Genomic DNA, 12,590 nt, shown 5'->3' on the forward strand with positions numbered 1-12,590 from the left:
TTTCGTCGGTCGGCTTGCACGTTGGGGGAAACCAACAATGAATTACACGTTAGAAACCGCGATCGTGGCCCTCGGGGCCTTTCTCGCGTTGCTCGGGGCAGCCTTTGCCCATGACAGTCTTTTCGCCGCCCATATGTGGGTGCTGTTCTTTACCCTACTGGTCAGCACGGTGCTTCTGCTGCGCCGCGTTTCCTTCGCGCCCGCCGATCCGGCCGCGCGCGCCCGCCTCCAGTCGGAATACTTCGACGAGGTTGTGAAATACGGCGTCATCGCCACCGTTTTCTGGGGTGTCGTCGGTTTTCTGGTTGGGGTGGTGGTTGCGCTTCAGCTCGCCTTTCCCGATCTCAACATCGCTCCCTATTTCAATTTCGGCCGGATGCGGCCCTTGCACACATCGGCGGTGATCTTCGCTTTCGGCGGAAACGCGCTGATTGCGACGTCGTTCTACGTGGTGCAGAGAACCTGTCGCGCGCGCCTGTTCGGCGGTAATCTCGGCTGGTTCGTTTTCTGGGGCTACAACCTCTTCATCGTGATGGCCGCGACAGGCTATCTGCTCGGCATCACGCAGGGCCGTGAATATGCCGAGCCGGAATGGTATGTCGATATCTGGCTGACCATCGTCTGGGTCGCCTATCTCGCCACCTTCCTCGGCACGATCCTGAAGCGCAAGGAGCCGCATATCTATGTGGCGAACTGGTTCTATCTCGGCTTCATCGTCACTATCGCCATGTTGCACATCGTCAATAATCTGGCGGTTCCGGTGTCCTTCCTCGGCGTCAAGAGCTACTCGGCCTTTTCGGGCGTGCAGGATGCGTTGACGCAATGGTGGTACGGCCATAATGCCGTCGGCTTCTTCCTGACGGCCGGCTTCCTCGGCATGATGTATTATTTCATTCCCAAGCAGGTGAACCGCCCGGTCTATTCCTACCGCCTGTCGATCATCCACTTCTGGGCGTTGATCTTCATGTATATCTGGGCCGGCCCGCACCACCTGCACTATACGGCGCTGCCGGACTGGGCGCAGACGCTCGGCATGGTGTTTTCGATCATGTTGTGGATGCCGTCCTGGGGCGGGATGATCAACGGCCTGATGACGCTTTCAGGCGCATGGGACAAGATCCGCACTGACCCCGTCGTGCGCATGATGGTGATGGCGGTGGCCTTTTACGGCATGGCGACCTTCGAAGGTCCGATGATGTCGATCAAGGCCGTCAACTCGCTCAGCCACTATACCGACTGGACCATCGGCCACGTGCATTCGGGCGCGCTTGGCTGGAACGGCATGATCACCTTCGGCGCAATCTATTACCTGACGCCGAAACTCTGGGGCAGGGATCGTCTCTACAGCCTGCAACTGGTCAACTGGCACTTCTGGCTCGCCACGCTCGGCATCGTCGTTTACGCCGCCGTCATGTGGGTGGCCGGCATCCAGCAGGCGTTGATGTGGCGCGAATATGATAGCCAGGGCTTCCTCGTCTATTCCTTCGCGGAATCGGTCGCGGCCCTGTTCCCCTATTACGTCATGCGTGCATTGGGCGGTCTGATGTTCCTCAGCGGCGCGCTGATCATGGCCTACAACGTCACGATGACCATTCTCGGTCATCAACGCGAGGAGGGCGTCCGCAAGGATGCCGCACCTTCGCTGCAGCCCGCTGAATAAGGAGAGGCCGATGTCCATACTTGACAAACACGGCGTCATCGAACGCAATGCCACACTGCTTCTGGTCGGTTCCCTGCTGGTCGTCTCTATCGGCGGCATCGTGGAAATCGCACCGCTCTTCTACCTCGAAAACACCATCGAGAAGGTGGAGGGCATGCGCCCCTACACGCCGCTGGAACTGGCTGGGCGCAACATCTACATCCGCGAGGGCTGTTACGTCTGCCATAGCCAGATGATCCGGCCGTTCCGCGACGAGGTGGAACGTTACGGGCATTACAGCCTGGCGGCGGAATCCATGTACGACCATCCGTTCCAGTGGGGCTCCAAGCGCACCGGGCCGGACCTCGCGCGCGTCGGTGATCGCTATTCGAACGAATGGCATGTGCAGCATCTGGCCGATCCGCGCTCGGTGGTGCCGGAATCGATCATGCCGTCCTATGCGTTCCTGAAGACCACGTCGCTGAAGATCACCGATGTTTCGATGGAGCTGAAGGCCAACCGTGCCGTTGGCGTGCCCTATAGCGACGAGATGATTGAGAAGTCGGCCGCCGATCTTGCCGCGCAGGCCGACCCGAATGCGGATTCGTCGGAACTGCTGGCGCGCTATCCCAAGGCAAAGGTCGGCGATTTCGATGGCGATCCGGCCAAGCTCACCGAAATGGATGCGCTGGTCGCCTATCTGCAGATGCTCGGCACGCTGGTCGATTTCTCGACCTATGACGATGCCGCCGGATACCGGTGAGGAGAGAAAGCCATGGAAACCTACACGGCCATGCGCCACTTCGCCGATAGCTGGGGCCTGCTTGCCATGACCCTGTTCTTTGCCGGTGTCGTTGTTTTCACCCTTCGCCCCGGCTCCAAGAAAGCCGCGGACGATGCCGCCAGCATTCCGCTCAGGGAGGACTAGGATATGTCCGAAAAACACATTGATGACATCAGCGGCGTCGAAACCACCGGCCATGAATGGGACGGTATTCGCGAGCTGAACAACCCCATGCCTCGCTGGTGGGTCTGGACCTTCTATTTCACGATCCTCTGGGCAATCGGCTACACCATCGCCTATCCGGCTTACCCGCTGATATCGGGTGCCACGAAAGGATTGCTCGGCTGGAGCAGCCGTGGCGAAATCGCCGGCGAAATCGCGGATGCGAAACAGGCGCAGAGCGTTTATGTCGATAAAATCGCCAATTCGTCGCTTGCCGACATTCAGGCCGATCAAACCCTGATGCAATTTGCCCTTTCCGGCGGTGCAGCCGCTTTCAAGGTGAATTGCATTCAGTGTCACGGTTCTGGTGCGGAAGGCGGGCAGGGCTATCCCAACCTCAACGATGACGACTGGATGTGGGGCGGCAGCGTTGACGACATCTACACGACGGTGAAACACGGCATTCGTTTTGCCGACGATGCGGATACGCGCGCTTCGGAAATGCCGGCGTTCGGCGACATTCTGAAATCGGATGAAATCCGCGAGGTTGCCGCCTATGTCGTCAGCCTCACCGGCACCCCCTCAAACCCGGCTTTGGTGGAACCTGGCAAGCAGCTTTTTGCCGATAATTGCGCCTCTTGCCACGGCGAGGACGCCAAGGGTAACCGCGAGTTCGGCGCACCCAATCTTGCCGATGCGATCTGGCTGAAGTCTCACGGCGAAGAAGGCATCGTCTCGCAGATACGGTCGCCCAAGCACGGCGTCATGCCCGCCTGGGGTGAGCGTCTCGGGGACACGACCGTCAAGCAGCTGGCGATCTTCGTGCATTCGCTAGGTGGTGGCGAGTGAAGCGAGCAGAATTTAAGAAGGGCGCCGGGGGCGCCCTTTTTTATTGTTCAGATCAGGCGTTTTCCGCCCGTCCATCCGGATATTCGGCTGGTCCCTTCAACTCGATCTTGTTGCCGAAGGGATCACGGAAATAGAACGAATGTCCCATTCCTCTCGCGCCGCCGTGAAAGGCTTCCTGCTCTATCTTGACGTTAAATTTCGCCAGGTGCGCGCGAAGCGCATCATGGTTCAGAGGACCGGTCGCTATGCAGATGTGATCGACATTACGTCCTCCGGCGACAGGCGGAGCAGCCTTTGCGCCACCGGGGTGCGTGACATCCCAAAGCACGATCAAGGCGTTTCCGCACCAGACTTGCTCCATCCCGAGAGCAGGGTAAGAGTAACCATCCCTACACCCCAGCACGTTCCGGTAAAAATCGAGCGCCCGCGTCATGTCGTCGACGATGAAGACGATATGATCGATACCGACCAACAAAAAAGGCGGCGTTGTCAAAGTCATGGCGGGCTCCTGCCGATCAGTTTTTCGACCAGACGGCCAGTTCGTATCCATCCGGATCGGTGAAATGAAAGCGGCGTCCGCCCGGAAACTCGAATAGCGCGACGCTGATCTGTCCACCGGCCGCCTCGACGCGACGCTGCACATCCTCGATATCGATGGCGTAGAGAATGACGAGCGGTCCGCCCTTGGCCGAAACCGGCGCGGTGGTGGTGAAGCCGCCCGTCAGGCGGCCGTCGGAAAACTCGCAATATTGCGGACCGTAATCCTTGAAGGTCCAGCCGAATGCGCCGCCGTAAAATTCCTTGCTGCGTTCGATATCGGCGACGTTGAATTCGACATAGTCGATGCGTCGGTCGTTGGTATTCTCTGTCATCGTTTACTCCATCAATCCGCTTCGAGCAGAGACTTCAGCGTTTCGAGATCGGCCGTGATCGCGCGCGCGTCCTGTTCGAACTCCTCATCCGTCATGCCCTGAAGGCGAAGCAGCGTGAAGCTGACTTCCGAGCCGCCGCCGTTCGGGGTCACCCGCAAGGCGTTATAGACCTTCACGCCGTCAGGCAATGTGACGACATGGTCTATGACGCCGAATTCATTGGCGGGTGCGAAATTGACGCGCACCTCACCGAGCGGTCCGCCCTGCGCGATCCAGTCTTCACCGTCTGGTTTCAGGCCGCCGGCAAGACCAGCGGCCCAGAGCGGCATGTTCTGCGGATCGGCGGCGAAATCATAGGCATGGCTCCATGGTTTTTCGACCGACAGATGAATGATTCTCGATTGCATGACAGGCATCTCGTCCTCCCTCTGCGGCGCGGTCCCTCCCTGCGCCACTTTGTCGTCACTTGATGTAAGTCAAGGATGTTTTGCCGGTGAGGTGGGAGAAAGCAAGGAGATAAAAATGGACTCCTATCATGAACATCTATCGCGCCGGACAGGATCGCCCGCAACAGCCCGTCGAAAGGCTGGAGGCGGAAGCCGTCAATTCGGCAAAAACGCGCAAACCGCTCTACGAAGCGCGCAAGAAGATTTTTCCCAAGCGCGCCGAAGGCCGGTTCCGGCGGTTCAAATGGCTGGTGATGCTGGTCACGCTCGGCATCTATTATCTGACGCCGTTCCAGCGCTGGGACCGGGGTCCCTATGCGCCCGATCAGGCGGTGCTGATCGATATCGCCAACCGGCGCTTTTATTTCTTCTTCATCGAAATCTGGCCGCAGGAGTTCTTCTTTGTTGCCGGGCTGCTTGTCATGGCGGGGCTGGGGCTGTTTCTAGTCACATCAGCCATCGGGCGCGCATGGTGCGGTTATACCTGTCCGCAGACCGTCTGGGTCGATTTGTTTCTGGTCGTCGAACGGGCAATCGAGGGCGACAGGAACGCCCGGATGAAACTGGATGCAGCGCCCTTTACATTCGGCAAATTGCGCAAGCGCGTGCTGAAACATGCGATCTGGCTGGTGATCGGCGTCCTGACCGGCGGCGCCTGGATTTTCTACTTTGCCGATGCGCCGACGCTGGCAATGCAGTTCATGACCGGGCAGGCGCCGATGATCGCCTACTCGACCGTCGCCACGCTCACCGCCACCACCTATGTCTTTGGCGGGCTGATGCGGGAACAGGTGTGCACCTATATGTGTCCCTGGCCGCGCATTCAGGCGGCGATGCTGGATGAGAATTCGCTTGTTGTCACCTATAATGACTGGCGCGGCGAGCCGCGTTCGCGGCATGCCAAAAAGGCCGTCGCAGCCGGGGAGAGCATTGGCGATTGCGTCGATTGCAACGCCTGCGTCGCGGTCTGTCCCATGGGCATCGACATCAGGGACGGGCAGCAGCTGGAATGTATCACCTGTGCGCTCTGCATCGATGCCTGTGACGGGGTGATGGACAAGATCGGCAAGCCGCGCGGGCTGATCGCCTATGCGACGCTCTCCGAATATCAGTCCAACATGGCGCTGGCGACCGGCAACGGTGAGCACTCCATCCGCCCAGCCAATGTGCGCGAGGAGGACGGCAGCTTCAAGAGGAGCATCCGCCACTTCGACTGGCGCATCGTCTTCCGGCCGCGCACGCTGCTTTACACGGTAATCTGGGCCGCCGTCGGCATTGGCCTGCTGGTAGCGCTGGTGACGCGCGAGCGGCTGGCGCTGAATGTCCTGCATGACCGCAATCCGCAATATGTGCTGGAATCGAATGGTTCGATCCGCAACGGCTATACCGTCCGCATCCTCAACATGGTGCCGCAGCCGCGCACCATGAGCCTGACGATAGAAGGCCTTCCGAATGCGGTGATGAAGATAAACGGCATGGCGGATACGGCGGCGCGCGCCTTTGAGGTGACGGTGGAGCCGGACGAGGCGACGACGCTGAAGGTGTTCGTCACCCTGCCGGGCGAGGACGTCGCGCGGGCAGCGGAAAATTTCGAATTCATCGTCAGCGATACGGCCGGCCACGAGACGGCCCGTTACGATGCGGTCTTTAATGCTCCGGGAGTGAAAAAATGACAGTGAATAATCGCCAAGCATCCGGCTTTGTTTTCACCGGCTGGCACATGCTCGGTGTCATGGTGCTGTTCTTCGGCACCATCATCACCGTCAACATGATCATGGCCTGGAACGCGGTTACCAGCTGGAGCGGGCTTGTCGTGCCCAACACCTATGTGGCCAGCCAGCAGTTCAATGCCAAGGCCGAGGCCGCCAAGGCACGGGCTGCAACCGGCATCAAGGGTAGGCTCGTGGTAGATGAAAAGAGCGTGCGTTACGAGGTGTTTCATGCTGAGAGCGGCCCCGTCGAGACCGATACTGTGACGATGCATTTCCGCCGGCCGGTTGGCGAACATCAGAATTTCGACATGGAGCTGAAGCCGGTTTCCACCGGTGTGTTTACGGCCGCGCATGACATGCTGCCGGGCCAGTGGATCGTCGAGGTCACGGCCATCAGGGACGGCCGGATCATCGTGCATGAGGGCACGCGGATCGCCGTTATCAGGGGGCGTTTATGAGCTGCTGCGCACCGGGAACGGAGGGTTCGCTGCAACTCGGCGAGACGGTCAATCCGCCGTCGTCAGAGGAACTGATGCTGGCGAGCCGCGATCTTGGGCAGGGGTTGCGCCAGACCGATCTCAGCGTGCCGGATGTTTATTGCGGCGCCTGCATCACAACCATCGAGACAGCGCTCGCCCGTCTCCGCCAAGTGGAGCGGGCGCGGGTGAACCTGTCGTCCAAACGTGTGGCGGTTGTCTGGAAGGAAGAGATCAATGGTGTCAGGACCGATCCCGCCGACATTGCCCGTACAATCCTGTCGACGGGATACCGCACACATCTTTTCGCCAGCGGACAGGATGCCTCGGACGCGTTGCGCTCGCAGCTGATAAGGGCGGTGGCGCTGTGCGGATTTGCATCCGCCAATATCATGCTGCTGTCAGTGTCCGTCTGGTCCGGGGCCGATGCGGCGACGCGTGACATGTTCCACTGGATTTCGGCGATGATCGCCGCGCCGGCGCTGATTTATGGCGGCCGTTTCTTTTATCAATCGGCCTGGAATGCGCTGAAGCACGGCCGCACCAATATGGATGTGCCGATCGCGCTTGCCATCACGCTCTCCTATGCCGTGTCGTTGTGGGAAACCATACACCATGGCGAACACGTCTGGTTCGATGCGACCGTGTCGCTGCTGTTTTTCCTGCTGATCGGCCGCACACTGGATCACATCATGCGCGACAAGGCGCGCTCTGCCATTGCCGGGCTTGCGCGACTTTCACCGCGCGGAGCGACCGTCATCGGTGAGAACGGAACGCGTGAGTATCGCCAACTCGGTGACGTGCAGCCCGGTATGTCGATTGCGATTGCGCCAGGCGATCGGGTGGCGGTGGATGCTATGGTCATAAGTGGCAGCAGCGATCTCGACATGTCCATCGTCAATGGTGAAAGCGCGCCGCGCCGCGTTACGGCAGGCGACAGCTTGCAGGCCGGTACGCTCAACCTCACCGGTTCGCTCACCGCACGTGTGACCGCCTCGGCCAAGGATTCCTTTCTGTCGGAAGTGATCGGATTGATGGAGGCGGCCGAAGGCGGGCGGGCGCGTTACCGCCGTATCGCCGACCGGGCCGCAAGCTATTATTCACCCGTCGTGCATCTTCTTGCGCTGGTGACATTTCTTGGCTGGGGCATTTTCGGCGGCGACTGGAAACAGGCGATGCTGATCGCCATTGCGGTGCTGATCATCACCTGCCCCTGTGCGCTCGGCCTTGCCGTTCCCGTCGTGCAGGTAGTGGCGGCTGGAAGGCTCTTCCGGCACGGCATCATGGTCAAGGAAGGCTCGGCCATGGAACGACTGGCCGAAATTGATACTGTGCTGTTCGACAAGACAGGCACGCTGACCGTTGGCAAGCCGAGACTGGTCGAGACAGATGTGAAACCCGCCACCATGGCGATTGCGGCTGGGCTCGCTGCCCATTCGCGCCATCCTCTCTCGAAAGCCTTGCATGCCGCCTATAATGGTGCCTTGCCGGCCTATGAAGTGGTACGGGAAATACCGGGGTCGGGTGTTGAGGCGGAGACAGAAGCCGGAACCTACCGGCTCGGCAATCGCCGTTTCGCGTGCCCCGATGAGGTGGGGATCGACAATGGCGATGCGCGGTCGGAAGTGGTGCTGTCACTTGATGGTCGGCATCTGGCGAGCTTCGGCTTCGAGGATAATCCGCGCGCGGGTGCGGTTGCGGCTTTGCGTCATCTCTCAGTGCGGGGCCTTGTGCAGGAAATCGTCTCTGGTGACCGGGCTGCTGCCGTCAGCGCCATGGCGCAGCGGCTGGGGATCGGCAACTGGCGTGCGGACCTGTCGCCGAAGGACAAGGCGGCGCGCTGCGCCGAGCTGGCTGCTGAGGGTCGGAGGGTGCTGATGGTGGGAGACGGCATCAACGACGCGCCGGCGCTTGCCGCCGCGCATGTTTCCATGGCGCCCGCCACCGCCGCCGATATTGGCCGGCAGGCTGCCGATTTTGTGTTCATGCAGGAGGATCTTGATGCCGTGCCCTTTGCGATTGAGACATCGCGGCGGGCCGGAAAGCTTATCCGGCAGAACTTTGCCCTCGCCATAGGCTATAATCTCGTTGCCGTGCCGATCGCGATTGCCGGCTATGCCACGCCGATGATCGCGGCCATCGCCATGTCGACATCGTCGCTGATCGTCGTCGCCAATGCCTTGCGTCTTGCCAGTGCGGCTGACACTGTCCGTCCTCAAAATGAAGCGAAGGCAGGATTTGCGGGCGAGGGGGCGCAACTGGCATGAACATGCTGATCTATCTCATTCCGGTCGCATTGTTCCTCGGCGCGCTCGGGCTTTTCGCCTTTCTCTGGTCGGTTCGTTCAGGCCAATATGACGATATGGACGGGGCGGCCTGGCGGGCGATAGATGACGGCGACGATCATCCCCGGCCTTCTTAAATGGGAAGCGCAAATGTCAGCCCTGGACCGGCCTCGACCTGTCGCAAATATGCAAAGCTGACTTGCGTCATCAAAATTTAATCGTTTCAGTCGCCCCTAGCCTTGCCGTTTGCCTATTACAGTGCCACAACACGACCACCTAAAAGCAAGATGGAGGCACATCCGTGGAACAGGCAGAAATCGGTTTGATCGGTCTCGGCGTCATGGGCTCGAACCTGGCGTTGAACATCGCGGAAAAGGGCAACAAGATTGCCGTATTCAACCGAACCCCGGAAGTTACACGAAAATTCTACGCCGATGCGGGCGAACTGCAGGGCCAGATCATTCCCTGCGAAACCATCGAGGAATTCGTCGCCGCCATTCGTCCTCCGCGCCCGATCATCATCATGATCAAGGCCGGCGATCCGGTCGACCAGCAGATGGAAATCCTGAAACCCCATCTCGCCAATGGCGACATCATGATCGACGCCGGTAATGCCAATTTCCGCGATACGATCCGCCGTTTTGACAATCTGAAGGATAGCGGCCTGACCTTTATTGGCATGGGCGTTTCCGGCGGTGAAGAAGGTGCGCGTCACGGACCGTCGATCATGGTCGGCGGCACCGAGGATAGCTGGAAGCGCGTCGAGAAGGTGCTGACCTCCATTTCCGCCAAGTATAATGACGATCCGTGCGTGGCATGGCTCGGCAATGACGGCGCCGGCCACTTCGTCAAGACCATCCATAACGGCATCGAATATGCCGACATGCAGATGATCGCCGAAATCTACGGCATCCTGCGTGATGGCCTTGGCATGAGCGCTGCCGAGATCGCCGATGTGTTCGCCGAATGGAACAAGGGCCGCCTCAATTCCTACCTGATCGAAATCACCGAGAAGGTTCTGCGCGCCGCCGATCCGATCACCGGCAAGCCGATGGTCGATCTGATCCTCGACAAGGCCGGCCAGAAGGGTACTGGCAAGTGGTCGGTCATCGAGGCGCAGAACATGGGCGTTGCCGCAACCGCGATCGAGGCTGCCGTTGCTGCGCGCATCCTGTCCTCGCAGAAGGACGAGCGTGAAGCTGCCGAAAAGATCTTCGGCCTGCCGACCCTCGCAGCGACACCGGCTGACAAAAAGGCCTTCATCGCCGATCTGGAAAGCGCGCTGCTGGCCGCCAAGGTCGGCGCTTATGCGCAGGGCTTCGCTATCATGTCGGCGGCTTCCAAGGAGTTCAACTGGAACCTGCCGATGCCGACCATCGCCCGCATCTGGCGCGCCGGTTGCATCATCCGCTCGGAATTCCTCGATGAGATCACCTCGGCCTTCACGAAGGACCCGCATGTGGCCAACCTCATCGTGACGCCTGCCTTCTCCGGCATCGTCAAGGATACCGACGCACCGCTGCGCCGCGTGGTTTCCTACGCGGTCCTGTCGGGCCTGCCGGTTTCGGCGCTGGCTTCGGCACTCGGTTATTTCGATGCCTATCGCCGTGGCCGCGGCAGCGCCAACCTCATTCAGGCGCAGCGCGACTTCTTCGGCGCGCATGGTTTTGAACGCACCGATGGTGTCGACAAGCCGCACGGCCCATGGGGTAGCGGCGCCGACAGTTTCTGATCGGCTGAGACGATAAACGACAAAAGGCCCGCGCAAGCGGGCCTTTTTTATTCCATCCGGTGCCTTGGATCAGCGGGCGGCGGCGAGGCCGACGATGAGGCCGCTCACAGCGTTGATAAGCAGGAACTGGTTGTCGACGCGTACCCAGCGCTGGTCACGGCGCGGCTCGGCAAGACGGTAACGGCGATAATCACGGCGATCCACCATTTGACGGGGCTCACGGGCCGAGAGGCGCTGGCCGCGATCCCAGCGGTGCTTCTTGACGATGACTTTCTTGGTGGTGATCTGACGCTCGACGGTGACGCCGCGGTGGCGATCGTCGTGGCGGCTTTGGGCCTGAGCCATCGGAGCTGCAAGAACGGTGGCTGCCAGAAGAATGGTGACGAACTTTTTCATGGAAGTTTCCTCTCGGGTTTCGATGAGGAGAACTTACGAATAAACGAATGAACGGAAACTGAATTTAAAATTACATTTATGTAATGGTTGTTAATGGTTAGGAGCGTGAGTTAATCTTTTATTTTGAGTTTTTTGGCCCGATTTTCGGAGCGTGCAGGCCGCCCGGGGGAACCGGGCGGCCGTTTCCGTATCAGACCCGTTCGGCGGATTTTGCCCAGAGGTTGATATCCGCATCCCTGGCGTAACGATCGATTTCCGCCAGCTCCTCGGTGGAGAACTCGGCATTGTCGAGCGCCTTCACGCAATCCTCGACCTGTTCGACACGGCTTGCGCCGATCAGCGCCGAGGTGATGCGGCCGCCGCGCAGAACCCAGGCAATCGCCATCTGCGCCAGCGTCTGGCCGCGGCGTTCGGCAATGCTGTTGAGCGCGCGGATGTTTTCGACATTGCGTTCGTTGAGGAAGGCCGGGTTCAGCGACTTGCTCTGCGATGCGCGGCTGCCATCCGGCACGCCGCCCAGATATTTCGTCGTCAGCATGCCCTGCGCCAGCGGCGAGAAGACGATGGAGCCGATTCCCAGCTCTTCCAGCGTATCGACGAGACCGTCTTCCTCGATCCAGCGGTTGATCATCGAATAGCTCGGCTGATGGATGATGCAGGGCGTGCCGAGGTCCTTGAGGATGGCGGCGGCCTCACGGGTGCGCTTCGAATTATAGGAGGAAATGCCGACATAAAGCGCCTTGCCCGAGCGTACGATCTGGTCCAGCGCGCCGCAGGTTTCCTCAAGCGGTGTGTTGGGGTCGAAACGGTGGGAATAGAAAATATCGACGTAGTCCAGCCCCATGCGCTTCAGGCTCTGGTCGCAGGAGGAGATCAGATATTTGCGGCTGCCCCATTCGCCATAGGGGCCGGGCCACATGTTGTAACCGGCCTTGGAGGAGATGATCATCTCGTCGCGATAGCCGGCAAAATCGGTCCTCAGGATTTCACCGAAGGCGGTTTCGGCGCTGCCGGGCGGCGGGCCGTAATTATTGGCGAGATCGAAATGGGTGATGCCGAGATCGAAGGCACGGCGGCAGATGGCCTGTTTCGTCTGGTGCGGCGTGTCGTTGCCGAAATTGTGCCAGAGCCCCAGCGAAATCGCCGGCAGTTTCAGGCCGGTCTTGCCGCAATGATTGTATTTCATGGATGCGTATCGGTTTTCGGCCGGTTGCCAAACCATGGGTCTTCCTCCACT

At 59.9% G+C, this 12,590-nt stretch carries 14 protein-coding genes; 9 read left to right on the forward strand and 5 right to left on the reverse strand.

Translation table 11 applies throughout. The features are described 5' to 3' along the window. Positions 1-37: 37 nt before the first annotated feature. The 4 genes from ccoN to ccoP are packed head-to-tail and all read left to right on the forward strand — an operon-like array spanning position 38 to position 3,434. Positions 38-1,660, forward strand: a complete 1,623-nt coding sequence (gene ccoN, locus FCH38_RS00765) for a cytochrome-c oxidase, cbb3-type subunit I (RefSeq protein ID WP_153513743.1) — start codon at positions 38-40, stop codon at positions 1,658-1,660. Between the two features lie 10 nt (positions 1,661-1,670). Further along, positions 1,671-2,402 (forward strand): cytochrome-c oxidase, cbb3-type subunit II, encoded by a 732-nt coding sequence (gene ccoO, locus FCH38_RS00770; RefSeq protein ID WP_052818411.1) that lies wholly within the window; start codon positions 1,671-1,673, stop codon positions 2,400-2,402. Positions 2,403-2,414: 12 nt separating this feature from the next. Continuing rightward, positions 2,415-2,567, forward strand: a complete 153-nt coding sequence (locus FCH38_RS00775; protein ID WP_006316283.1) for a CcoQ/FixQ family Cbb3-type cytochrome c oxidase assembly chaperone — start codon at positions 2,415-2,417, stop codon at positions 2,565-2,567. Between the two features lie 3 nt (positions 2,568-2,570). Beyond that, positions 2,571-3,434 (forward strand): cytochrome-c oxidase, cbb3-type subunit III, encoded by an 864-nt coding sequence (gene ccoP / locus FCH38_RS00780; RefSeq protein ID WP_174372556.1) that lies wholly within the window; start codon positions 2,571-2,573, stop codon positions 3,432-3,434. A gap of 52 nt (positions 3,435-3,486) precedes the next feature. Here ccoP and FCH38_RS00785 read toward each other — a convergent pair whose 3' ends face one another. Genes FCH38_RS00785 through FCH38_RS00795 form a run of 3 tightly spaced genes read right to left on the reverse strand, consistent with a single transcriptional unit; the run spans position 3,487 to position 4,722 of the window. Beyond that, complete coding sequence (locus tag FCH38_RS00785) at positions 3,487-3,933, reverse strand: VOC family protein (protein ID WP_174372557.1); 447 nt, start codon at positions 3,931-3,933, stop codon at positions 3,487-3,489. Positions 3,934-3,949: 16 nt separating this feature from the next. Further along, complete coding sequence (locus tag FCH38_RS00790; RefSeq protein WP_149897581.1) at positions 3,950-4,306, reverse strand: VOC family protein; 357 nt, start codon at positions 4,304-4,306, stop codon at positions 3,950-3,952. Between the two features lie 11 nt (positions 4,307-4,317). Beyond that, a complete protein-coding gene (locus FCH38_RS00795; RefSeq protein WP_174372558.1) occupies positions 4,318-4,722 on the reverse strand; it encodes an SRPBCC family protein in 405 nt (134 codons plus the stop codon). A gap of 119 nt (positions 4,723-4,841) precedes the next feature. Here FCH38_RS00795 and ccoG point away from each other — a divergent pair, with 119 nt between their 5' ends. The 5 genes from ccoG to gndA all read left to right on the forward strand — a co-directional run bounded on the left by ccoG (position 4,842) and on the right by gndA (position 10,957). Continuing rightward, the gene (gene ccoG, locus FCH38_RS00800) at positions 4,842-6,425 is read left to right on the forward strand and encodes a cytochrome c oxidase accessory protein CcoG (protein ID WP_174372559.1); all 1,584 of its coding nucleotides are present in this window, start codon (positions 4,842-4,844) and stop codon (positions 6,423-6,425) included. Then, positions 6,422-6,922 carry a FixH family protein gene (locus FCH38_RS00805; protein ID WP_153513736.1) on the forward strand — a complete coding sequence of 167 codons (501 nt, stop codon included), beginning with the start codon at positions 6,422-6,424 and terminating at the stop codon, positions 6,920-6,922. Before ccoG ends, FCH38_RS00805 begins: the two co-directional genes overlap by 4 nt. Next, positions 6,919-9,207 carry a cation-translocating P-type ATPase gene (locus FCH38_RS00810; RefSeq protein WP_174372560.1) on the forward strand — a complete coding sequence of 763 codons (2,289 nt, stop codon included), beginning with the start codon at positions 6,919-6,921 and terminating at the stop codon, positions 9,205-9,207. The genes FCH38_RS00805 and FCH38_RS00810 overlap by 4 nt, the downstream gene beginning before the upstream one ends. Then, entirely contained in the window at positions 9,204-9,362 is a 159-nt protein-coding gene (gene ccoS / locus FCH38_RS00815) for a cbb3-type cytochrome oxidase assembly protein CcoS (protein WP_149897586.1), read from the forward strand. Before FCH38_RS00810 ends, ccoS begins: the two co-directional genes overlap by 4 nt. 164 nt (positions 9,363-9,526) lie before the next feature. Beyond that, the gene (gndA, locus tag FCH38_RS00820) at positions 9,527-10,957 is read left to right on the forward strand and encodes an NADP-dependent phosphogluconate dehydrogenase (protein ID WP_174372561.1); all 1,431 of its coding nucleotides are present in this window, start codon (positions 9,527-9,529) and stop codon (positions 10,955-10,957) included. Positions 10,958-11,026: 69 nt separating this feature from the next. Here gndA and FCH38_RS00825 read toward each other — a convergent pair whose 3' ends face one another. Together FCH38_RS00825 and mgrA are read right to left on the reverse strand one after the other, a co-directional pair. Then, positions 11,027-11,353 (reverse strand): RcnB family protein, encoded by a 327-nt coding sequence (locus FCH38_RS00825; protein ID WP_174372562.1) that lies wholly within the window; start codon positions 11,351-11,353, stop codon positions 11,027-11,029. Between the two features lie 190 nt (positions 11,354-11,543). After that, the gene (gene mgrA / locus FCH38_RS00830) at positions 11,544-12,575 is read right to left on the reverse strand and encodes an L-glyceraldehyde 3-phosphate reductase (RefSeq protein WP_174372563.1); all 1,032 of its coding nucleotides are present in this window, start codon (positions 12,573-12,575) and stop codon (positions 11,544-11,546) included. Positions 12,576-12,590: the final 15 nt, after the last annotated feature.

This window comes from Agrobacterium tumefaciens, assembly GCF_013337285.1.
Taxonomy (GTDB): Bacteria; Pseudomonadota; Alphaproteobacteria; order Rhizobiales; family Rhizobiaceae; genus Agrobacterium; species Agrobacterium burrii.

Bases quoted from the DNA above. Each gene is read 5' to 3' on its own strand.
- ccoN (WP_153513743.1), top strand. From the start codon at position 38: ATGAATTACACGTTAGAAACCGCGATCGTGGCCCTCGGGGCCTTTCTC.
- ccoO (WP_052818411.1), top strand. From the start codon at position 1,671: ATGTCCATACTTGACAAACACGGCGTCATCGAACGCAATGCCACACTG.
- FCH38_RS00775 (WP_006316283.1), top strand. From the start codon at position 2,415: ATGGAAACCTACACGGCCATGCGCCACTTCGCCGATAGCTGGGGCCTG.
- ccoP (WP_174372556.1), top strand. From the start codon at position 2,571: ATGTCCGAAAAACACATTGATGACATCAGCGGCGTCGAAACCACCGGC.
- FCH38_RS00785 (WP_174372557.1), bottom strand. From the start codon at position 3,933: ATGACTTTGACAACGCCGCCTTTTTTGTTGGTCGGTATCGATCATATC.
- FCH38_RS00790 (WP_149897581.1), bottom strand. From the start codon at position 4,306: ATGACAGAGAATACCAACGACCGACGCATCGACTATGTCGAATTCAAC.
- FCH38_RS00795 (WP_174372558.1), bottom strand. From the start codon at position 4,722: ATGCCTGTCATGCAATCGAGAATCATTCATCTGTCGGTCGAAAAACCA.
- ccoG (WP_174372559.1), top strand. From the start codon at position 4,842: ATGAACATCTATCGCGCCGGACAGGATCGCCCGCAACAGCCCGTCGAA.
- FCH38_RS00805 (WP_153513736.1), top strand. From the start codon at position 6,422: ATGACAGTGAATAATCGCCAAGCATCCGGCTTTGTTTTCACCGGCTGG.
- FCH38_RS00810 (WP_174372560.1), top strand. From the start codon at position 6,919: ATGAGCTGCTGCGCACCGGGAACGGAGGGTTCGCTGCAACTCGGCGAG.
- ccoS (WP_149897586.1), top strand. From the start codon at position 9,204: ATGAACATGCTGATCTATCTCATTCCGGTCGCATTGTTCCTCGGCGCG.
- FCH38_RS00825 (WP_174372562.1), bottom strand. From the start codon at position 11,353: ATGAAAAAGTTCGTCACCATTCTTCTGGCAGCCACCGTTCTTGCAGCT.
- mgrA (WP_174372563.1), bottom strand. From the start codon at position 12,575: ATGGTTTGGCAACCGGCCGAAAACCGATACGCATCCATGAAATACAAT.